Source organism: Variovorax sp. WS11, assembly GCF_010499245.1.
GTDB lineage: Bacteria > Pseudomonadota > Gammaproteobacteria > Burkholderiales > Burkholderiaceae_C > Variovorax.
This window is the reverse complement of record NZ_JAAGOW010000001.1, coordinates 1,099,145-1,119,434: the sequence shown is the minus strand read 5'-3', so window position 1 is coordinate 1,119,434 and position 20,290 is coordinate 1,099,145. Positions and strand designations below refer to the sequence as shown.

Below are 20,290 nucleotides of genomic sequence, written 5' to 3'. Positions count from 1 at the left end.
GCCATGGCCGTCGCCTCGGGCGTGATCGCCGGCGCGACCGGCGCGGGCGGCGCACTGGCGCAGACCATCGCGGTCCATGCGGCGGGCAGCCTGCGCGCGCCGCTCACCCAGGCCGCGCAAGCCTTCGAGCAGGCGCATCCGGGCACGCGCATCGCGCTGAGCTTCGGCGCCTCGGGCCTGCTGCGGGACCGCATTGCCGGCGGCGAGCCCGCCGACGTGTTCGCCTCGGCCAACATGGCGCATCCGCAGTCGCTCTCCGCGGGCGGCGCATGGGGCCCGACCCGCGCCTTCGCGCGCAACGCGTTGTGCGCGCTCGTGCGGCCCGGCCTCGGGGTGACGCGCGACACGCTGGTGAAGGCGATGCTCGACCCGGAGATCCGGGTCGGCACCTCGACCCCCAAGGCCGACCCCTCGGGCGACTACGCCTTCGAGCTGTTCGATCGCGTCGAGCGCAGCGGCGCGGCGCCGGCCGGCTCGGCAAGCGCGCTGGCAGCGAAGTCGCTGCAGCTCACCGGCGGGCCGAACTCGCCGGCCCCGCCGGCGGGGCGCAACGTCTACGGCATGCTGGTCGCGAACGGGCAGGCCGACGTGTTCCTGACCTACTGCACCAACGCCGTGATCGCCGTCGCCGAGGAGCCGGGCTTGCAGCGGGTAGACGTGCCGCCGTCCATCAACGTGAGCGCCGAATATGGGGTGGTCGTGCGCAAGGGCGCGCCGGCGGCGGCGCAGGCTTTTGCGGACGAGCTGGTCGGCGGCGCGGGACAGCGTGCTTTGCGGCAGGCTGGGTTTCTGGCGCCCTGACAGGCCGGGCCGGTACTGCGGCGTACCCGTCGACTGCGGACAAAGGCTGTCAGCTTGGCCGGCGTCTTCGCCGACTCAGTCCAGCTGCCGCAGCTCGATGCGCACCAGGTTTCGCACGTGCCGCGGCCCCAGCTGCCGGTCGGCGGCCGAGAGCAGGGCGATGCGGCCCTCGCGCTCGTCCAGCGCCCGGCCGTCGCGCTCGAAGAGCACCAGCACGCCTTCGCCCACCGCGGTGTTGGCGATTCGTCGAGCTTCAGGCTCTGTCGCACCGCGCCCACCAGCTCGATCTGCTGGCTGGGCTGTGCCACTGCGATGCCCCAAAGGGTGCCCAGCAGCAGTAGCGAAGTAAGGAGGCGAAGAGGGCGCATCGGCAGTCTCCTTCAGACGGCAATTCAGCGGTCCAGCGGCAGGTAGAGGCTTTCCTTGACCTCTTCCATCACCACATAGCTGTTCGACTCGGCCGTGACGGGCAGCTTCTTCAGCAAGTCGCCCAGCAGGCGCCGATAGTCGCTCATCGCGCGCAGCCGCGCCTTCACCAGGTAGTCGAAGCCGCCCGACACCAGGTGGCATTCCATCACCTCGGGCACATGCAGGAGCTCGGTGCGCACCTTGTCGAAGACATCGGCCGACTTCGAGGACAGCGTGATCTCGACGAACACCAGCAAGGTCTTGCCGATGGCCTGGGGGTCGATGCGGGCGTGGTAGCCGGTGATCACGCCCTCGCGCTCCATGCGTCGGACGCGTTCGGTGCAGGGCGAGGTCGACAGGCCAATCTGCTGCGCCAGCTCGGTCATGGGGATCCGGCCCTGGCGCTGGAGGATGTCGAGGATCTTGCGGTCGGTACGGTCGAGCTCGGTCATTTCACTCCTGGAAGCGCCTTGAGAGCCGCGACGACAGCAAGAAGCACTGGCAAGGCGCCATATTTGAGTGAAGTTTATGGCAAGAAGATGAATAACCTTGGCTTCTCTCTTTGAGTCGACGGGGTCTTGCAATGAAAGTGATTGTTCTGGGCGGCGGCGTCATCGGTGTCACGACGGCCTATTACCTGGCGCGCGCCGGCGCCGAGGTGACGTTGGTCGATCGCCAGGGCGGCCCGGCTGCGGAGACCAGCTTCGCCAATGCCGGCCAGGTCTCGCCCGGCTATTCCACGCCCTGGGCCGCGCCAGGCATCCCCCTCAAGGCGCTCAAGTGGATGTTCCAGAAGCATGCGCCGCTGGCGATCCGACCCGACGGCAGCCTGTTCCAGCTGCGCTGGATGGCCGCGATGCTGAAGAACTGCTCGCCCGAGCGCTACGCGATCAACAAGGAACGCATGATGCGCGTGGCCGAGTACAGCCGGGACTGCCTGCGCGAGTTGCGCGTGCAGACCGGCGTGCGCTACGAGCACCGCACGCAAGGCACCCTGCAGCTGTTCCGTACGCAGGCGCAGCTCGATGCGGTGCAGCGCGACGTCGCGGTGCTGCAGGAATGCGGCGTGCCCTTCGAGCTGCTCGACCGCCACCAGCTCGCCGCGGTCGAGCCCGCACTGGCACGCAGCGCAGGGCAACTGGCCGGCGGGCTGCGCCTGCCGAACGACGAGACCGGCGACTGCCATCTGTTCACCCGCGGCCTGGCCGATGTGGCGCGCGGGCTGGGCGTGAGCTTCCGCTTCGAAGAGTCCGTCGAGAGCCTGCTGACCGAAGGCGGGCGCATTGCCGGCGTGCGGCTGGCCGGGCCGAAGGCGGAGGTGCTCAAGGCCGACCGCTACGTGCTTGCCTTCGGCAGCTATTCGCGCGAGCTGATCGCGCCGCTGGGGCTGCACATCCCGGTCTACCCGGTCAAGGGCTATTCGCTGACCGTGCCGCTGCTCGACCCCGCGCTGGCGCCGCAATCCACCGTGCTCGACGAGACCTTCAAGATCGCCATCACGCGCTTCGACGACCGCATTCGCGTGGGCGGCATGGCCGAGCTGGCCGGCTTCGACCTGCGCCTGAATCCGCAGCGGCGCGCAACGCTGGAGCGCGTGGTCGGCGAGCTGTTCCCCGGCGGCGACCTGCCGCGCGCCAGCTTCTGGACCGGCCTGCGCCCGATGACGCCCGACAGCACGCCCATCGTCGGTCCCACGCCCTTCTCGAACCTGTACCTCAACACCGGCCACGGCACGCTGGGCTGGACCATGGCCTGCGGCTCCGGCAAGCTGGTGGCCGACCAGGTGATGGGACGGCGGCCCGACATCCGCACCGACGGGCTGGCGATGGACCGCTATGCCGCACCGGAGCGCGGGCGCCTCGTCGGAACCGCGCCGGGCACGGCCTCGGCCTGATCAGGCCGGCTGCTGCGCGGCGCGGTCCTCGAGCAGCTTCACCAGCGTGTGCAGCACGCGGTTGACCGGCGTCGCGATGCCCAGCGCCTCGCCCTGGCGCAGCACGTAGCCGTTGAGGTGATCGATCTCGCTGCGCTTGCCGCGCGCCAGGTCCTGCGCGGTGGAGGAGAACTGCGAGGGCATGCTCTCGGCGATGCGCTGCACGGCGGCCCAGGTGTCGCCCGGCACCGTCACGCCGCCGGCCTCGGCCACGGCCAGGCATTCGCGCACCACGTCGCCCATGACGGCCTGCACGCCTTCGCGCTGCGAGATGCGGCCATAAGGCAGCTGCGTGATCGCCGACAGGGCGTTGTAGGCGCAGTTGAGGATCAGCTTGGCCCACAGTGCGCCGGTCACGTTGTCGGAAATCTGCGTGGGCACGCCGGCGGCGATCAGCAGCTCGGCGACGTCGGCGCTCTGCGTCGAGGGCGCGACGACCAGCTCGCCGCGCCCGTGGTGCTTGACGTGGCCCGGCCCGGCCATCTCGGTGGCCACGTAGACCACCGTCGCCGCGACCTCCTGCGCCAGCGCCGCCTGCAGGCGCGTCGCGTTGTCGACGCCGTTCTGCAGCGTGAGCACCAGCGCATCGGGCGCCAGGTGCGGGCGCATCGCCGCGGCAGCGCTCTCGGTGTCGGTGGACTTCACGCAGAAGAGCACCAGTCGGGCGTCCCGCACGGCATCGACCTCGGTGCTGGCCTCCATCGGCACGCGGGCCTGGAAGGACTGCGTGTCCAGCAGCAAGCCGTCGCGGCGGATCGCCTCCACATGCTGCGGCCGCCCGACCAGCACGACCGAATGCCCTGCGCGCGCCAGCATGCCGCCGTAATAGCAACCCACCGCACCCGCACCCATCACTGCAATTCTCATGACCTGCTCCGTCGACGAACTGCGTGCATGGTAGTGCGCTCTCCGCGGCCTTGCGCGGCGTGGGCAAGGAACGCCCAGGTGGCAGGATGTCTGCCTCGCGATGGGAACTTTCGTGGCACATGGTCAGGGCCGCCATCCCGTGGCACGCTAGACGGTTCATGAAAAGCAATACACGCGGCTCGCTCGAGATGAGCGCGGCCATGGTGATCTCGGGCACGATCGGCTGGGCCGTCGTGCGCTCGGGCCAGCCGATCGTCGATCTCCTCTTCTGGCGCTGCGTCTTCGGTGCGGCCACGCTGCTAGTCGTCTGCGGGGCGATGGGCATGCTGCGTGGCACGCTCAGCCTGCGCCTGATCGGCCTCGCGGCGCTGGGGGGAGTCGCCCTGGTCCTCAATTGGGTGCTGATCTTCGCCGCCTTCTCCCGCGCGTCGATCTCCATCGCCACGGCGGTCTACAACACTCAGCCCTTCATGCTCGTGGCGCTCGGCGCGCTGTTCTTCTCCGAACGGCTGACCGCGACCAAGCTGGTGTGGCTGGGCGTCGCCTTCGCCGGCGTGCTGCTGATCGCGCAGGCCAGGCCCGATGCGGGCTACGGCGGCACGGACTATGCGGCCGGCGTGCTGATGGCGCTCGGCGCCGCCTTCCTCTATGCGCTCGCCGCGATCGTCACCAAGAAGCTCAGCGGCGCGCCGCCGCACCTGATCGCGCTGATCCAGCTGTGCGTCGGGATCTTGGTGTTCGCGCCTTTTGCGAAGCTGTCGGAGCTGCCCTCCGATGCGGGCGCCTGGACCGCTTTGGTCGCGATGGGCGTGGTCTACACCGGCCTGGTGTACGTGCTTCTCTACGGCGCGATCCAGAAGCTGCCGACGCACCTGACGGCGGCGTTGTCCTTCATCTTTCCGATCGTGGCGATCGGCGTCGATTTCCTGATCTTCGGCCATCGGCTGCATCCGATGCAATTCGTCGGCGCGGCCGCCATCCTCATCGCCGCGGCCGGGATGAATCTCGGCTGGTCGCTGCCGCGATCGAAGGCGCCGGTCCCGCAATAGAGACCGGCGAGGGCGGCGCCACCCGCCATGACCTCCCACGTCATCGACCCGCGGCGCGCCTGCGGCGACCATTCGTTCACCCCGCGCCGTTGCGGGCCCTCAAGACGAAAGGAATCGCCACCATGAACACCGCAGCACCCGATGCCGCGCGCATCGCCGAACAGTACATCGCCGTCTGGAACGAGACCGATGCCGAGCGCCGCCTGAAGTTGCTCGAAACCCACTGGAGCGCCGACGCGCGCTACGTCGACCCCGTGATGCAGGGCAGCGGCCACGCGCAGATCAGCGCGCTCGTCGGCGGCGTGCATCAGCGCTATCCGGGCTTCCGCTTCAAGCTCAAGGGCCAGGCCGATGCGCACGGCGAGCACCTGCGCTTCTCGTGGACCCTGGGCCCGAGCGGGGCCGAGGACCTGGTCGAAGGCACGGACTTCGTGCAGCTCGAATCCGGCAAGCTGCGCGCGGTGACCGGCTTCCTGGACAAGGTGCCGGTCGGCGCGTGATCCTCACTCCACGATCGCGACGCCCTTGACCTGCGCATGCACGGCCGCGCCCGCGCGAAGGCGCAGCAGCGCGGCCGACTTGCGCGTGATGCGCGCCAGCAGGCGCGCGCCGCCGACTTCCAGCCCCACCATGACCTGCGCGGGGCCGTCCTCCGCGAGATCGGTCACGGTTGCCGGCAGGATGTTGAGCACGCTGGTGTCCGCCTGGGGCGTGAGCGTGAGGCTCACGTCGCGCGCCTGGATGCGCACGCGCACCGCCTGGCCGATGCGCGTGCCGCCGTGCGGCAGCCACAGCGTGCCGCCTACGAAGGCGAGCTGCGTCAGGCCGAAGGCGGCGTCGAAGCCCGCGACGGTCGCGTCGACGATGGCGCCGGCCGCGTCGCCGTGCGCCAGCGGCAGGTCGAGCCGCGTCATCAGCGCATTCGCGGGGCCGCTGGCCAGCACGCGCCCGGCCTCCATCAGCACCAGGTGATCGGCCAGGCGCGCCACCTCGTCGGCCGCGTGGCTCACGTAGATGACGGGGATGTCGAGCTCGGCGTGGAGCCGCTCGAGGTAGGGCAGGATCTCGCGCTTGCGCGGCAGGTCGAGCGAGGCCAGGGGCTCGTCCATCAGCAGCAGCCGCGGGCTGGTGGCCAGTGCGCGTGCGATGCCCACGCGCTGGCGCTCGCCGCCCGAGAGCGTGTCGGGCCGGCGGGCCAGCAGATGGCCGATGCCCAGCAGTTCCACCGCCTGTTCGAGCGGCACCCGCCGCTGCGCGGCGGCGACCCGCTTCATGCCGTATTCGAGATTGCGGCGCACGTCGAGGTGCGCGAAGAGGCGCGTCTCCTGGAACACGTAGCCCAGCGCGCGCCGGTGCGTCGGCACGAAAGCCGCGTCGTCCTGCCAGCGCTCGCCGTTCACGGCCACGAAGGCGCCCGGTGCGTGCTGCAGCCCCGCGATGGCGCGCAGGCAGGTGGTCTTGCCGCAGCCCGAGGGGCCGAAGAGCGCACTCACGCCGCGGCCCGGCAGGTCCAGCGCGACCTCCAGCGAGAAGCCGGGGTGCTCGACCTTCAGGCGCGCCTGAACGCCCGTGTCTGCCGCTGCATCACCCGTCATCGCCGCCGCCCCGTGGGATTGAGCGCGTAGAGCGCCAGCAGCACCAGGAAGGAGAAGACCACCATGCCGCCGGCCAGCCAGTGCGCCTGCGTGTACTCCAGCGCCTCCACGTGGTCGTAGATCTGCACCGACACCACGCGCGTCTTCTCGGGAATGTTGCCGCCGATCATCAGCACGACGCCGAACTCGCCCACCGTGTGGGCGAAGCCCATCACCACGGCCGTGAGGTAGCCGGGCCGCGCCAGCGGCAGCGCCACGCTGAAGAAGCGGTCGAGCGGCGAGGCCCGCAGCGTCGCCGCCGCTTCGAGCGGCTCGCTGCCGATGGCCTCGAAGGCGTTCTGGATCGGCTGCACCACGAAGGGCATCGAATACACCACCGAGCCGATCACCAAGCCCGCAAAACTGAAGGGCAGCAGGCCGATTCCCAGCCATTGGGTGAACGCGCCGATCGGCCCGTTCGGCCCCATCGTCACCAGGAAATAGAAGCCCAGCACCGTGGGCGGCAGCACCAGCGGCAGGGCCACCAGCGCGCCGACAGGCCCCTTCCACGCCGAGCGGGTGCGTGCCAGCCACCAGGCCAAAGGCGTGCCCAGCAGCAGCAGGATCAGCGTGGTGAGCGCCGCCAGCTTGAGCGTGAGGACGATGGCGCCGAGGTCGGCCGCGGTGGGCATGCGCGGCTAGAGGTCGTAGCCGAAAGAACGGATCACCGCCTTGGCGGCGTCGGACTTGAGAAAGGCGATGAGCGCCACGGCGGCCGCATTGTCCTTGCCGCGGGCCAGCAGCACCGCGTCCTGCCGAATGGGGCTGTGCAGCTCGGCCGGCACGATCCAGGCCGAGCCGCTCTTGAGCTTGCCGTTCTCCCACACCTGCGACAGCGCGACGAAGCCGAGCTCCGCGTTGCCGCTGGAGACGAAGCCGAAGGTCTGGCCGATGCTCTCGCCCTGCACGAACTTCGGCTCCAGCCTGGCGAGCACGCCCAGGCGCGTCATCGTCTCGAGCGCGGCCGCGCCGTAAGGCGCGAGCTTGGGCGCGGCCAGCGCGATGTGCGCGAACTGCCCGCTCGTGAGCACCTCGCCCTTGGCGTCCACCAAGTCGGGCTTGGCCGACCACAAGACCAGCTTGCCGGTCGCATAGGTGAAGCGGGTGCCCGGCACGGTCGCGCCTTCCTTGTCGAGCTTGGCCGGCGTCTCGTTGTCGGCCGCGAGGAAGACGTCGAAGGGGGCGCCGCTCTGGATCTGTGCGTAGAACTTGCCCGTCGCGCCGGAGGCCAGCACGGCCTTGTGGCCCGTTGCCTTCTCGAAGTCGGCAGCCAGCGCCTTCATCGGCCCGGCGAAGTTGGCCGCGACGGCGACCTGGACCTCGGCTGCATGGACGGCGAGCGTCGCGCCGAGCGCGAGGAGAGCGGCGAGCGAACGGGAGAGCAAGAGGCTGGACTTCATTGCGCTATTCATCGATGGAATAGCGCGAGTGTAAGGCCCGGCGGCACAATGCGGCGCATGGCATCTCCCCGCTTCGGCGACGCGCTCGGCCACGGCATGAGCGACAAGCGCATCGACATCCTGCGCGGCATCGGCCGCACGGGCAGCATCTCGCAAGCCGCACGCGAGGCGTCGGTGAGCTACAAGGCGGCGTGGCAGGCGGTGGCCACGCTCACCAATCTGGCCGGCGTGCCGCTGGTGGAGCGGGCGGTCGGCGGCGCGGGCGGCGGGGGAGCCTCGCTCACGGCGCACGGCAGGCAACTGCTCGAGCTCGCGGACGCGCTCGCGCTCGCGCGTCGCGACGTGCAGTCGCGTGGCGGCGCGGCCGGCGCGGCCGGTGCGGGGACGGCGGTCGCACGGCTCGCCATCCGCACCAGCATGCGCAACCAGCTGCCGGCGACGGTGCAGGCGATCGAATCCACCGGGCGCATCGTCCGCGTGCAGCTGTCGCTGGGCGATGCGCAGCCCATCGCCGCGCGGATCACGCAGGAGAGCGCCGAGCTGCTCGGGCTGGCCGAGGGCATGGCCGCGATCGCGCTGTGCAAGGCGACCGCGGTGCGCATCGAGCGTGCCTCCGCACCGCGCCGCGGCCGGGGTAACCAGCTGGCCGGCGTGGTGCAGGGCGTGGCGCGCGGGGAGGACGGCGACGAGATCGCGATGGCGCTGGAAGGCGGCCTGCAGCTCGTCGGCTTCGCGCCCGGCGGCTCGGGCTTGCGTGCGCGGCAGCGTGTGCTGGCCACCGTCGACGAGGCGGCGGTGGTGGTGGCGTTGCCGGGGTAGTACGCGCGGGCGGTGTAACTCCCTCCCCCTCTGGGGTGGGGCAACGGACCTTCGAGGCCCCGTCAGGCCTTCAAAGTCCCAGGTCGCTCAGCCCCGGGTGCTCGTCCGGCCGGCGGCCCAGCGGCCAGAAGAACTTGCGCTCGTTCTCCTTGATCGGCAGATCGTTGATGCTCGCATGGCGGTGCGTCATCAGGCCGGCCTCGTTGAACTCCCAGTTCTCGTTGCCGTAGCTGCGGAACCAGTTGCGGGCATCGTCGTGCCATTCGTAGGCGAAGCGCACGGCGATGCGGGCGCCGGCGAAGGCCCACAGCTCCTTGATCAGGCGGTAGTCCAGCTCGCGCGCCCATTTGCGCTCGAGGAAGGCCTGTGCTGCCGCACGTGACGTAGCAACTCGGCACGGTTGCGCCAGCGCCTGTCTTCGCGTGGTGATCAGGCCAGTGCGACGCGGTGAGGGTCGCGCAGTTTCCACCCGTCTTCGGCGAGGCGGATATTCTGGGTCGCGGTTTCGAGGGGTGAAGGGCGGAAGGGGCGGGCGGGTTTCATATCGGCGATTATTTGGTGAAGGGTGGGGGTGGGAACAGGTCTGTCTACGTGCCAGTAAAACGAAGGTCAGACAGAGCTGTCTACAACGCCTCGCATGCCCACCGCCCATCTCTCGCAGCGCCCGGAGCTCCCTGCCCGCGACCGCATCCTGCTGACCGCGCACGACCTGTTCTACCGCGAGGGTATCCGCGCCACGGGCATCGACCGCGTGATTGCCGAGTCGGGCGTGGCCAAGCTCACCTTCTACCGGCACTTCCCGAGCAAGAACGAGCTGATCCGCGCCTTCCTGGCCTATCGCCACGAACGCTGGATGGCGTGGTTCACCGATGCGCTGCAGCGCCATGGCGCGGGCCGCGGCAAGGGCATCGACGCCCTGGTGCCGGCGCTGCGCGAATGGTTCGCGGACCCGGGCTTTCGCGGCTGCGCCTTCCTCAACAGCGTGGGCGAGCTGGGCGGCGCGCTGCCGGAGGTGCTGGAGATCGCGCGCAGCCACAAGGAAGCCATGACGAAGGAGATCGAGCAACTGCTGCCCCCGTCGCGCCAGCGCGCGAAGGACGCGCAGACGATCGCGCTGGCCGTCGATGGCGCCATCGCGCACGCGCAGTTCGACCCGACGCCGGAGACGGCGCTCAAGACCCTGGAGCGGCTGGTGAAGGTCGTGCGCGGCGAGGCCTGAGCCTCAGCGCATCGGCCACTGCGCCGTCCTGCGCATCGCCGGCCAGCCGCCGACGGTCAGCGCGCGCAGGACCCATTCCACCGGGCCGTAGCTGAAGCGCCGCAGCCACCAGGCGCTGCCCGCCATCTGGCCGGCGAAGAGGCCCAGGGCGATCAGCACGCCGAGCCCCGGCGAGACCCGGCCCATGAGTCCGAGCCCGTAGCCGGTGAAGATCAGCGCGCAGGCCAGCGACTGCAGCAGGTAGTTGGTCAGCGCCATGCGCCCCGCAGGCGCCAGCGCGCGTGCGATGCACGCACCGGCATCGCGCTGGAACAGCATCAGCGCGAGGCCCATGTAGGCGGCACTGAGGAAGGGTGCGGTCAGGAGGCTCACGCCCAGGCCCAGGATCTCCCGGCCCGAACCCAGGCCCCCTGCCGTCGCGTTCGCGTAGAACACGGCGCCGGGCAGGCCCACGGCCAGGCCCCAGGTGACGAAGCGGCGCCGGAGGCCGCGCCACGCGTCGAGGTGCGCGAAGACGCGGCGCTGGCCTGCGGCGAAGCCGACCATGAACATCGCCAGCGCGCACGGGCCCTGGATCAGCACCACGACCCACCAGCTGTTGACCAGCTCGCGCAGGCGCTGCGCAATGACGCTGGCGGGCGGGCCCAGCCAGGCCTGCTGAGCGGCTTCCGCGCGCGCCAGGGCGCCGGCGAAGTCCGTCATCTCGCCCGGGCGCATCTGCGGTGAGCCCAGGATGATCAGGACCACGGCCGGCAGCAGCGTGAGGAGAAAGGCGCGCCGCAGCGCCTGGCGCTCGTGCTGGCGCCGTGCCGCAAGGAGCACGAGGCCCAGCACCGCATAGACGCAGAGGATGTCGCCGTGATAGAGCCAGATCGCATGCGCCGCGCCGAGGAGTCCGAGCCCGAGCAGCCGGCGCAGCATGCGCGGCACGAAGGCCGCGCCGCTGTGCCGGGCCGAGCTCATCTGCAGGGTGAAGCTGTAGCCGAAGAGGAAGGAGAAGAGCAGGTAGAACTTGGTCTCGAACAGGAAGGCCACCAGCCAGCGCACGGCGTGGTCTGCAGGCCTGTCGAAGAGCGGATCGGGGGCACCCGCGACGTAGTAGGCGGAGGAGAAGGAGGCGATGTTGACGACCAGGATGCCCGCCAGCGCGAAGCCACGCAGCGCGTCGAGCTGGAGCAGCCGCGCCGGCTGGTGGGCGTCGGGGGAGAGGGTGGCCATGGGCGGATCGTAGAGCCCATGGCCACTGTGCCGCGCGCAGCGGCGCGGGCGCACTCGGGCCGTCAGGCCTTTTCCGGCACCGGATTGCGGAAGCTCACATTGAGCAGGTTCCACGCATTGATCACCGCGATGGTGAAGCCGAGCTCGGCGATCTCCTCGTCGGAGAACTGCACCTTGAGCTTGGCGAACTCCTCGTCGCTCGGGTCCCGGTTCGGGATGGCCGTGACGATCTCGGCCCAGGCGAGCGCGGCGCGCTCGCGCTCGGTGAAGAAGGGCGCCTCGCGCCAGCCGGCCACCGCGTTGAGGTGGCGCGCGTCGATGTCCTGCTTGATCAGGTCTTGCCAGTGCATGTCCATGCAGAAGGCGCAGCCGTTGATCTGCGACACGCGCAGCAGCACGAGGTCGTACAGGCGATGGCCCAGCAGGTCCTTGCGGACGGCGCCGGAGAGGGTGATCAGGGACTGGAAGGCCTTGGGCGCGAGCTGGTGGAAGGGAATGCGTGCGGTGTGCGTCATGAGGTGAATGTCCTTGGGAAGTTGCTGCGGAGAGCCGCCCCATGCGGCCCTCCATGCACTTAAGACGCACCGCGGTGTGCGTTTGTGACAGGCCCTGGAAGCCGCTCGCGTGCCGACGCTTGATCTCAGGGTTTGTCCCGGTCGCTCATGGACTTGGATAATCTCAAAAAAGATACTAATATCAAAAACACGTACCAACGCGAACGCGTTCGGAAAGCCCATCCCCGGCGCGCACCGCGCCGATCCCAAGGAGACATCAGCGTGGAAACAGGATTGATATCGCCGCCGGCAGGCGCCGCATCCGCGTCGGCCGACGAGCAGAAGATCACGGGTTACGGCTGGAAGGCCCTGGCCGGCTCGGCCATCGGCTATGCCATGGACGGCTTCGACCTGCTGATCCTCGGCTTCATGCTCTCGGCCATCTCGGCCGACCTGCATCTCACGCCGGGACAGGCCGGCTCGCTGGTCACCTGGACGCTGGTGGGCGCCGTCGCCGGCGGCATCATCTTCGGCTCGCTCAGCGACCACTACGGCCGCATCCGCGTGCTGACCTGGACCATCGTGCTGTTCGCGGTCTTCACCGGCCTGTGCGCCTTTGCACAGGGCTACTGGGACCTGCTGGTCTACCGCACCATCGCCGGCATCGGGCTGGGCGGCGAGTTCGGCATCGGCATGGCGCTGGCGGCCGAGGCCTGGCCGGCGAAGCACCGCGCGCGCGTCTCGTCCTATGTGGCGCTGGGCTGGCAGGCCGGCGTGCTGGGGGCGGCACTGCTGACGCCGCTGCTGCTGCCTTCGATCGGCTGGCGCGGCATGTTCCTGGTCGGCGTGATTCCCGCCGTGGTCGCCTGGGTGATCCGCAACAGGCTGCACGAGCCCGAGGTCTTCGTGCGCAGCGCCGCGCGAAGGAAGGTGCCGAAGGGCCGCCCCTTCCGGCTGCTGGTGAAGGACGCGCGCACCACGCGCACCAGCCTGGGCATCGTGGTGCTGTGCGCGGTCCAGAACTTCGGCTACTACGGGATCATGATCTGGATGCCCAGCTTCCTCGCCAACAAGCTGGGCTTCAACCTCACCAAGTCGGCGCTGTGGACCTCGGTCACCATCCTCGGGATGATGGCCGGCATCTTCGTCTTCGGCCAGCTGGCCGACCGCATCGGCCGCAAGCCCAGCTTCCTGCTGTTCCAGGCCGGCGCGGTGGCAATGGTGCTCGCCTATGCGCAGCTCGACGACCCGATCGCGATGCTGTGGGCCGGCGCGCTGATGGGCATGTTCGTCAACGGCATGCTCGGCGGCTACGGCGCGCTGATGTCCGAGGCTTATCCCACGGAGGCGCGCGCCACTGCGCAGAACGTGCTCTTCAACATCGGGCGCGCGGTGGGCGGCTTCGGGCCGGTGGTGGTGGGGGCGCTCGCCACGCAGTACTCCTTCCAGGTTGCGATTGCATTGCTGGCGGCGATCTATGTGTTGGACATGGTGGCCACGCTGTTCCTGATTCCGGAGCTCAAGGGCGCCGAGCTGGAGTGATGTCATGAGCAACAACGACTGCTTCCAGCGCAATGCGCAGAGCGTGGCTTCGCACCGCTGCGAAGTCGCCGAGCACCGCTGGGTCAACGCGCGCTACAAGTACCTGCGCCTCGCCGCCGCGGCCGACCTGGTCGGCGTGACCCGCCCCGGCCAGTTCTACCAGCTCCGGTGCCCGGGCACCGATGCGCTGCAACCCTTCCTGCTGCGGCCGATGAGCGTCTACGGCACCGGCCCCGAGGCTGGCAGCATCGAGTTCCTCTACAACGTGACCGGCGTCGGCACGCGCGCACTGGCGGCGTTGGAGCAGGGCGGACACATGGAGATCGTGGGGCCGCTGGGCAACACCTTCGGCTTCGAGCCCGGCTTCCGCCACGTGATGGTGGTGGCGCGCGGCGTGGGCCTGGCGACCATGGCGCCGCTGGTGCGCCAGGCCGCGGCGGCCGGCGTGCGGATCACGGCGATCCTGTCGGCGCGCCGCCCCGAGGACCTGATGAGCGAGCAATTCCTGCGCGGTGCCGAGGCCGGGCTGCACTGCGTGTACGACAGCGACGGCAGCGCCTCGGTCGAATCGGTCGAGGCGCTGCTGCGCCGCCTGCTCGATGCGGATGCGCCGGACGCGCTCTACACCTGCGGCTCGCACCGCCTGCTGATGCTGCTGCAGCGCCTGCTCGCGGACTACCCGCAGGTGCGTGGCGAGGTCGCGATGGAGCAGCGCATGGCCTGCGGCATGGGGGTGTGCCTGTCCTGCGTGCGGCTCTTCGATCGCGAGGGCGACAAGCAATTCCTCCGCGTGTGCCGCGAGGGCCCGGTGTTCCCGATCCGCGAGGTCGTGGGGGAGGTGGAGTTTGGCTGATCTGTCCGTCCATGTCGGCGCGCTCGCGCTGCGCAATCCGGTGATGCCGGCCTCCGGCTGCTTCGCCATCGAGTACAGCGAGGCGCTGGACTTCGGCCGCCTCGGCGCGCTGGTGATCAAGAGCGTCTCGCCCGCCTGCCGCGCCGGCAATCCGACGCCGCGCGTCGCCGAGACACGGGGAGGCATGCTCAATTCCATCGGCATCCCCAGCAAGGGGCTCGCGCACTACCGCCGCGACGTGCTGCCGGCCTACACGGGCCACGGAACGCCGGTGGTGGTCTCCATCTCCGCAGACACGGTGGACGAGTTCGCGCAGGCCGTCGCGGAGATGTCGCTGCCCGAGGTCGCGGTCATCGAGGCCAACATCTCCTGCCCCAACCTGGAGGCCGACGGCATGGCCTTCGCGATGACGCCCGAGACCACCTACCAGGTGGTGAGCGCCATCCGGCGCCGCACCCGCCACCCCTTCTGGGCCAAGCTCACGCCCAATGCCTCGCAGATCGCGGCGGTGGCCAAGGCGGCCGAGGAGGCCGGCGCCGACGCGCTGGTGATGGGCAACACGGTGCTGGGCATGGCCATCGACGTGCGCACGCGCAAGCCCCGGCTGGGCAACGTGATGGGCGGCCTCTCTGGCCCGGCGATCAAGCCGATCGCGCTGCGCATGGTGCACCAGTGCCATCGCGCCGTTCGCATCCCGATCGTCGGCTGCGGCGGCATCGCGAGCGCCGAGGACGCGATCGAGTTCATGCTGGCCGGCGCGAGCGCGGTGCAGGTGGGCACGGCCTCCTTCCTGGACCCGGGCGCGATGCAGAAGATCATCGACGGGCTGGCCGACTACTGCGCGGACACGTGCGTCGAGCGGCTGCGCGAGCTCACCGGCGCGGTGGAACTGGACCGCCATCTGTCCGACCGCTGGCTGCGCTTCGCACAGCAGTCGGGCTGAGGAACGCGCGATGCAGGCATCTTCACTGCGCCCGCTGGCCGAGCGGCTCTTCGCCGAGCTGCGCGCGCTCGGCTTCGACGGCATCGGCGTCACGCGCGACAGCTATGGCGCGGGCGAATCGGCCGCGCTCGATCGCCTGCGTGCCTTCGCCGAGGGCGAGGGCCTCGCGGTGGAAGCCGATCGCGCTGCCAACCTCGTCTTCCGCCTGCCCGGCACGGCGCCCGATGCGCCCGCGGTCTGGGCCGGCTCGCACATCGACTCGGTGCCGCAGGGCGGCAACTTCGACGGCCTCGCGGGCATCGTCACCGGGCTGCTGTGCCTGGTCGAGCGCCGGCGCGCCGGCCGCACGGACGGGCTGCCGCTGCAGGTGCTCGCCTTCCGCGGCGAGGAGAGCGCCTGGTTCGGCAAGGCCTACATGGGCTCGGGCGCGCTGTTCGGCAAGCTCGGCCCGCAGGAGCTCGAACTGCCGCAGCGCTGCAGCGGCGAGACGCTGGGCGCCTGCATGCGCCGGGCGGGCGCAGACGTCGAGGCGATCCGCGCCGGGCAGCCGCTGGTCGACCCCGCGCGCGTGCGAGCCTACCTGGAGCTGCACATCGAGCAGGGCCCGGTGATGGTCGCGCGCGATCTGCCGCTGGCGGTGGTCTCGGGCATCCGCGGCAACGTGCGGCACAACCGCATCCGCTGCATCGGCGATGCCCAGCACTCCGGCGTGGTGCCGCGCTGGTTGCGCCACGATGCGATGTTCTCGGTGGCCGACCTGATCATGCGGCTCGACGCGCACTGGCGCCTGTTGCTGGAGCAGGGCAGCGACCTGGTCGTGACCACCGGCGTGGTGGGCACCGACCCGGCAGAGCATTCCATCTCGCGCGTGCCGGGCCACGCGATGCTCAGCTTCGAGGCGCGCAGCCAGAGCCGCGAGACGCTGGAGCGCTTCTACGACCTGATGCGCGCCGAATGCGCGGCCGTCGAGCGCGAGCGCGGCGTGCGCTTCGAATTCGACCGCCGGCTCGACAGCCCCCCGGCGCTGATGGACGAGGGCCTGTGCGGCCTGCTGCGCGAAGCCTGTGCGGCGCAGGGTACGCCCTTCGACGTGATCCCCAGCGGCGCGGGCCACGATGCCGCGCTCTTCGCCAACGCCGGCATCCCGAGCGGCATGCTGTTCGTGCGCAACCAGAACGGCTCGCACAACCCGCACGAGGCGATGGACATCGACGACTTCATGCGCGGCGTGCAGGCCATGGGCCATGTCTTCGACCGCCTCTGCAACCGGACCCCATGACCGACACCGTCACCCTGCGCTACCCCGACGACTTCCATCTGCATCTGCGCGACGGCGAGATGCTGAAGGCGGTGCTGGGCCACAGCGCACGCCAGTTCGCGCGCGCCATCGTCATGCCCAACCTCAGGCCGCCTGTCACGCGCGTGGCCGAGGCCAGGGCCTACCGCGAACGCATCCTGGCCGCACTGGCACGGGGGCAGCAGTTCGAGCCGCTGATGACCGCCTATCTCTGCGACGACACGCCGCCCGATGAACTGCGCCGCGGCTTCGAGGAAGGTGTGTTCGCCGCGGCCAAGCTCTATCCGGCCGGAGCCACCACCCATTCCGAGTTCGGCGTGACCTCGATCCCCCGCGTGGGCCGCGTGCTCGAGGCGATGCAGGCGCTGGGCATGCCGCTGCTGCTGCACGGCGAGAGCACCGACCCGGCGGTCGACGTGTTCGACCGCGAGGCGGTGTTCATCGACACCACGCTGCGGCCCCTGCTGCAGGACTTCCCCGCGCTCAAGGTGGTGATGGAGCACATCACCACCGAGGAGGCGGTGGACTTTCTCTCGGCCGACGGCAGCGGCCGGCTCGCCGCCACCGTGACGCCGCAGCACCTGCTGTTCAACCGCAACGCGATCTTCATCGGCGGCATCCGCCCGCATCACTACTGCCTGCCGGTGCTGAAGCGCGAGCGGCACCGGCTGGCCTTGCGCCGCTTCGCGACCTCGGGCTCGCCGAAGATCTTCCTGGGCACCGACTCCGCGCCGCACCTGCGCACGCTGAAGGAGGCGAGCTGCGGCTGCGCCGGGATCTTCAATGCGCCGGTGGCCTTGCAGAGCTATCTCACGGTGTTCGACGAGGAGGGCGCGCTGGAGCGCTTCGAGGCCTTCGCCAGCGTCCACGGCGCCCGCTTCTATGGCCTGCCCCTGAATGGGAGCACACTCACGCTGCGCAGGGCGCGGTGCGATGTGCCGCAGGACATCGCGCTGCCCCGCGGTGGCAGCCTTCATCCCTTCCTGGGCGGCAGCACGCTGCCCTGGGTGCTGGAGGACTGAGTCCGAAACAACACCGAGGAGAGCAACCATGAGCAAGATGCGAATCGAACACGACCTGCTGGGTGATCGCGAAGTGCCGGACGAGGCCTACTACGGCGTCCACACCCTGCGGGCCAAGGAAAACTTCCAGATCTCGGGCACCACCATCTCGGCCTTCCCCGAGCTGGTGATCGCGCTGGCCTCCGTCAAGGAAGCGGCGGCGCAGGCCAATGCCGAGCTGGGCCTGCTGCCCGCCGAGCTGCGCGACGCCATCGTGGCCGCCTGCGAGGAGATCCGCCACGGCGCGCTGCACGAGCAGTTCGTGGTCGACGTGATCCAGGGCGGCGCCGGCACCTCCACCAACATGAACGCCAACGAGGTGGTGTGCAACCGGGCGCTGGAGATCCTCGGCCATAAGCGCGGGGAGTACCAGCACCTGCACCCCAACGAGCACGTCAACATGGCGCAGAGCACCAACGACGTGTACCCGACGGCGATCCGAATCGCCACCTGCTTCGCGATCGAGCGGCTGCTCGCATCCATGGAGCACCTGCGCTCGGCCTTTGCCGAGAAAGCCACCGAGTTCGCGCACCTGCTCAAGATCGGCCGCACCCAGCTGCAGGATGCGGTGCCCATGACGCTGGGCCAGGAGTTCTCGACCTACGCGGTGATGATCGAAGAAGACATCGCGCGCCTGACCGAGGCCTCGGCCCTGATCCGAGAGATCAACCTCGGCGCCACTGCCATCGGCACCGGCATCACCGCGCACCCCGAGTACGCGGGCAAGGCGCTGGCGGCGCTGCGCAAGATCACCGGGCTGGATCTTTCCACTGCGCCCAATCTGATCGAAGCCACGCAGGACTGCGGCGCCTTCGTGCAGCTGTCGGGCGTGTTGAAGCGCATCTCGGTCAAGCTGTCGAAGACCTGCAACGACCTGCGGCTGCTCTCCAGCGGCCCGCGCTCGGGCTTCGGCGAGATCAACCTGCCGCCGATGCAGGCCGGCTCGTCCATCATGCCGGGCAAGGTCAACCCGGTGATTCCGGAAGTGATGAACCAGGTCTGCTTCGAGGTCTTCGGCAACGACCTGACCGTGACCTTCGCGGCCGAGGCCGGGCAGCTGCAGCTCAACGCCTTCGAGCCGATCATTGCGAGCGCCCTGTTCCGCAGCTTCAAGCACCTGACCAACGGATCGAGGACGCTGGCCGACTTGTGCGTCAAGGGCATCACGGCGAATCCCGACAAGCTGCGCGAGAGCATCGAGCGCTCGATCGCGCTGGTCACCGCGCTCAATCCGATCATCGGCTACAAGCAGGCCACCGAGGTCGCGACCGAGGCCTTTGCCAACGGCACCAACGTGCGCGAGGTGGTGCTCAGGCGCAAGCTGATGACCGAGGCCGAGCTGGACGACGCGCTGCGCCACGAGGTGCTGACGCAGCCGCGGGCGTACGAGAAGGCGCAGAAGCCCGCCTGACGCCCGCCGACCCGGCGACCCGGCGATATAGTCGCGCTCTTTCCATGTCCATCCTCCTCCAGCCGATGCCCGACGCCGACACGAGCTTTTCCTCGTCCATCGACTACCAGGCCCTGGGCGACCGGCTGCGGGCCTACCGCATCGGCGCCTCGCTGCTGGCGGAGGACGTGGCCGAGCAGCTGGGCGTGTCGCGCGCGGTGGTCTACCGCATGGAGAAGGGCGAGATCGTCAAGATCGAAACGCTGGAACGCCTGGCCCGGCTGCTGGGCACCTCGATGGCCTCGCTGCTGGGCGTGGAGGTGGAGTACTACGGCACCGTGCTCGGGCTGATGGAGCGCATGCGCCAGCTGGAGCAGAGCTCGGAGCGCATCATTTCGCACTTCGAGCCGATCTCGCTGCTGCTCACCTCCGACAACTACCTGCGCCACCTGCGCGAGATGCTGCTCGAGGCCGCGCCGCGCGGCGGCGCCAAGGGGCCGCGGCCGGCCGACATCGAGCAGATGCTGCGCATCCTGGCCGAGCGCAAGGCCTTCTTCGAATCGCGGCGCCCGCACATCGTGAGCCTGGTCGGCCTGCGCGAGATCGAGCGCTTCGTCCACACCGGCCTGGTGGGCCGGCTGGACCTGCCCGAGGCGGTGCATGCCGAGCGCATCCAGGCCGCGCGCCGCGAGGTGCTGCGCATGGCCGAGCTGATGGAGAGCGAGCCGCTGCACGTGCGCATCGGCGTGGTGGACGACGCGATGCCGGCGGCCACCTTCCAGGTCTTCTCCGGCCCGCGCCATGCGGTGGTGGCGGTGAGCCCCTTCCGCTTCGGCGAGCTGCCCAACGTGCGCAACGGCATCGGCACCGTCACGGCCTCGCCGGAGGCGGTCGCCATGTATGAAGAGATGATCGACCGCCTGTGGAAGGCGGCCTACAAGGGCAGGAGCGGCGCGCAGCAGCTGCGCCGGCTGCTGGAGCGCATGCCATGAGGCTCGCGCGGCCCACCCGATTCAGTTTGACGAGGAACCGATGAATTTCCAAGACACCGCGACACGCTTCGAGCGCGCCGAATCCGGCACCGATTCGTTCAAGATCCTGGCGAAGGACGCCTACCAGGCGATGAAGGACGACCCGGGCAATGCGGGGCTGTACTTTGTGATCGGCGTCGCAGCGCAGTCTTATGTGCGCCGCTACGAGGACCAGGGGGTGGCGCCGGAGTTTGCGGACAAGGCCAAGGCGATTCTGGTGAGCTACAACGCGAAGATCGTTGAGGCGCTTGCGGCTGATGCGGGCACGCGGCTGCGGCTGCTGGGCGAGGTGGCGCTCGACTACGAGTGGCAGGTGCAGGACTTCTGAGGG

22 protein-coding genes and 1 pseudogene are annotated in these 20,290 nt (G+C 69.8%); 14 read left to right on the top strand and 9 right to left on the bottom strand.

Annotated elements, in window-relative coordinates; all coding sequences use genetic code 11:
• The first annotated feature begins 3 nt into the window (after nucleotides 1-3).
• Nucleotides 4-801: an extracellular solute-binding protein gene (locus tag GXN78_RS05735; protein ID WP_106555266.1), complete on the top strand. Its 798-nt coding sequence runs from the start codon at nucleotides 4-6 to the stop codon at nucleotides 799-801.
• A gap of 75 nt (nucleotides 802-876) precedes the next feature.
• Here the strand turns inward: GXN78_RS05735 and GXN78_RS05730 are convergent, their stop codons facing one another.
• A complete protein-coding gene (locus tag GXN78_RS05730; protein ID WP_164255376.1) occupies nucleotides 877-1,029 on the bottom strand; it encodes a hypothetical protein in 153 nt (50 codons plus the stop codon).
• 164 nt (nucleotides 1,030-1,193) lie between these two features.
• Nucleotides 1,194-1,661, bottom strand: a complete 468-nt coding sequence (locus GXN78_RS05725; RefSeq protein ID WP_106555267.1) for a winged helix-turn-helix transcriptional regulator — start codon at nucleotides 1,659-1,661, stop codon at nucleotides 1,194-1,196.
• A 131-nt stretch (nucleotides 1,662-1,792) separates the two neighbouring features.
• On the opposite strand from GXN78_RS05725, the gene GXN78_RS05720 reads away from it, so the two are divergent.
• Nucleotides 1,793-3,103, top strand: a complete 1,311-nt coding sequence (locus tag GXN78_RS05720) for a D-amino acid dehydrogenase (protein WP_106555268.1) — start codon at nucleotides 1,793-1,795, stop codon at nucleotides 3,101-3,103.
• Here the strand turns inward: GXN78_RS05720 and GXN78_RS05715 are convergent, their stop codons facing one another.
• Nucleotides 3,104-4,009, bottom strand: a complete 906-nt coding sequence (locus tag GXN78_RS05715; protein WP_106555269.1) for a 2-dehydropantoate 2-reductase — start codon at nucleotides 4,007-4,009, stop codon at nucleotides 3,104-3,106.
• Between the two features lie 158 nt (nucleotides 4,010-4,167).
• On the opposite strand from GXN78_RS05715, the gene GXN78_RS05710 reads away from it, so the two are divergent.
• A complete protein-coding gene (locus GXN78_RS05710) occupies nucleotides 4,168-5,058 on the top strand; it encodes a DMT family transporter (protein ID WP_106555270.1) in 891 nt (296 codons plus the stop codon).
• A gap of 122 nt (nucleotides 5,059-5,180) precedes the next feature.
• On the top strand, nucleotides 5,181-5,558 hold the full coding sequence (locus GXN78_RS05705) for a nuclear transport factor 2 family protein (protein WP_106555271.1): 378 nt from the start codon (nucleotides 5,181-5,183) through the stop codon (nucleotides 5,556-5,558).
• A gap of 3 nt (nucleotides 5,559-5,561) precedes the next feature.
• On the opposite strand, the gene modC is transcribed toward GXN78_RS05705, so the two are convergent.
• From modC to modA, 3 genes are read right to left on the bottom strand one after another with little or no spacing between them, the layout of a single operon-like run.
• Nucleotides 5,562-6,653, bottom strand: coding sequence for a molybdenum ABC transporter ATP-binding protein (gene modC / locus GXN78_RS05700; protein ID WP_106555272.1), 1,092 nt, complete (start codon nucleotides 6,651-6,653; stop codon nucleotides 5,562-5,564).
• A complete protein-coding gene (gene modB, locus GXN78_RS05695) occupies nucleotides 6,650-7,324 on the bottom strand; it encodes a molybdate ABC transporter permease subunit (protein ID WP_106555273.1) in 675 nt (224 codons plus the stop codon). The genes modC and modB overlap by 4 nt, the downstream gene beginning before the upstream one ends.
• A 6-nt stretch (nucleotides 7,325-7,330) precedes the next feature.
• On the bottom strand, nucleotides 7,331-8,092 hold the full coding sequence (gene modA / locus GXN78_RS05690) for a molybdate ABC transporter substrate-binding protein (RefSeq protein ID WP_106555274.1): 762 nt from the start codon (nucleotides 8,090-8,092) through the stop codon (nucleotides 7,331-7,333).
• Between the two features lie 57 nt (nucleotides 8,093-8,149).
• Between modA and GXN78_RS05685 the strand changes: the two genes are divergently transcribed.
• Nucleotides 8,150-8,911, top strand: a complete 762-nt coding sequence (locus GXN78_RS05685) for a TOBE-like domain-containing protein (protein ID WP_106555316.1) — start codon at nucleotides 8,150-8,152, stop codon at nucleotides 8,909-8,911.
• Between the two features lie 70 nt (nucleotides 8,912-8,981).
• On the opposite strand, the pseudogene GXN78_RS05680 reads toward GXN78_RS05685, so the two are convergent.
• A pseudogene (locus GXN78_RS05680) lies at nucleotides 8,982-9,509 on the bottom strand (nuclear transport factor 2 family protein).
• Between the two features lie 39 nt (nucleotides 9,510-9,548).
• Here GXN78_RS05680 and GXN78_RS05675 point away from each other — a divergent pair.
• Entirely contained in the window at nucleotides 9,549-10,130 is a 582-nt protein-coding gene (locus GXN78_RS05675) for a TetR/AcrR family transcriptional regulator (protein ID WP_106555276.1), read from the top strand.
• A gap of 3 nt (nucleotides 10,131-10,133) precedes the next feature.
• On the opposite strand, the gene GXN78_RS05670 is transcribed toward GXN78_RS05675, so the two are convergent.
• Together GXN78_RS05670 and GXN78_RS05665 are read right to left on the bottom strand one after the other, a co-directional pair.
• Nucleotides 10,134-11,348, bottom strand: coding sequence for a DUF418 domain-containing protein (locus GXN78_RS05670; protein ID WP_106555317.1), 1,215 nt, complete (start codon nucleotides 11,346-11,348; stop codon nucleotides 10,134-10,136).
• Nucleotides 11,349-11,410: 62 nt separating this feature from the next.
• Nucleotides 11,411-11,863: a carboxymuconolactone decarboxylase family protein gene (locus GXN78_RS05665; protein WP_106555277.1), complete on the bottom strand. Its 453-nt coding sequence runs from the start codon at nucleotides 11,861-11,863 to the stop codon at nucleotides 11,411-11,413.
• A 261-nt stretch (nucleotides 11,864-12,124) separates the two neighbouring features.
• On the opposite strand from GXN78_RS05665, the gene GXN78_RS05660 reads away from it, so the two are divergent.
• The 8 genes from GXN78_RS05660 to GXN78_RS05625 are packed head-to-tail and all read left to right on the top strand — an operon-like array spanning nucleotide 12,125 to nucleotide 20,287.
• Nucleotides 12,125-13,384 carry an MFS transporter gene (locus GXN78_RS05660; protein WP_239142618.1) on the top strand — a complete coding sequence of 420 codons (1,260 nt, stop codon included), beginning with the start codon at nucleotides 12,125-12,127 and terminating at the stop codon, nucleotides 13,382-13,384.
• A 4-nt stretch (nucleotides 13,385-13,388) separates the two neighbouring features.
• Nucleotides 13,389-14,237, top strand: coding sequence for a dihydroorotate dehydrogenase electron transfer subunit (locus GXN78_RS05655; RefSeq protein ID WP_106555279.1), 849 nt, complete (start codon nucleotides 13,389-13,391; stop codon nucleotides 14,235-14,237).
• Nucleotides 14,230-15,180, top strand: coding sequence for a dihydroorotate dehydrogenase (locus GXN78_RS05650; RefSeq protein ID WP_106555280.1), 951 nt, complete (start codon nucleotides 14,230-14,232; stop codon nucleotides 15,178-15,180). Before GXN78_RS05655 ends, GXN78_RS05650 begins: the two co-directional genes overlap by 8 nt.
• A gap of 10 nt (nucleotides 15,181-15,190) precedes the next feature.
• Nucleotides 15,191-16,459 (top strand): Zn-dependent hydrolase, encoded by a 1,269-nt coding sequence (locus tag GXN78_RS05645; protein WP_106555281.1) that lies wholly within the window; start codon nucleotides 15,191-15,193, stop codon nucleotides 16,457-16,459.
• Complete coding sequence (pyrC, locus tag GXN78_RS05640) at nucleotides 16,456-17,499, top strand: dihydroorotase (RefSeq protein WP_106555282.1); 1,044 nt, start codon at nucleotides 16,456-16,458, stop codon at nucleotides 17,497-17,499. Before GXN78_RS05645 ends, pyrC begins: the two co-directional genes overlap by 4 nt.
• Nucleotides 17,500-17,527: 28 nt before the next feature.
• The gene (gene aspA, locus GXN78_RS05635; RefSeq protein ID WP_106555283.1) at nucleotides 17,528-18,949 is read left to right on the top strand and encodes an aspartate ammonia-lyase; all 1,422 of its coding nucleotides are present in this window, start codon (nucleotides 17,528-17,530) and stop codon (nucleotides 18,947-18,949) included.
• Between the two features lie 44 nt (nucleotides 18,950-18,993).
• Nucleotides 18,994-19,920, top strand: coding sequence for a helix-turn-helix transcriptional regulator (locus tag GXN78_RS05630; protein ID WP_239142617.1), 927 nt, complete (start codon nucleotides 18,994-18,996; stop codon nucleotides 19,918-19,920).
• Between the two features lie 40 nt (nucleotides 19,921-19,960).
• Nucleotides 19,961-20,287, top strand: a complete 327-nt coding sequence (locus tag GXN78_RS05625; protein WP_106555284.1) for a hypothetical protein — start codon at nucleotides 19,961-19,963, stop codon at nucleotides 20,285-20,287.
• The last annotated feature ends 3 nt before the right edge of the window (nucleotides 20,288-20,290 follow it).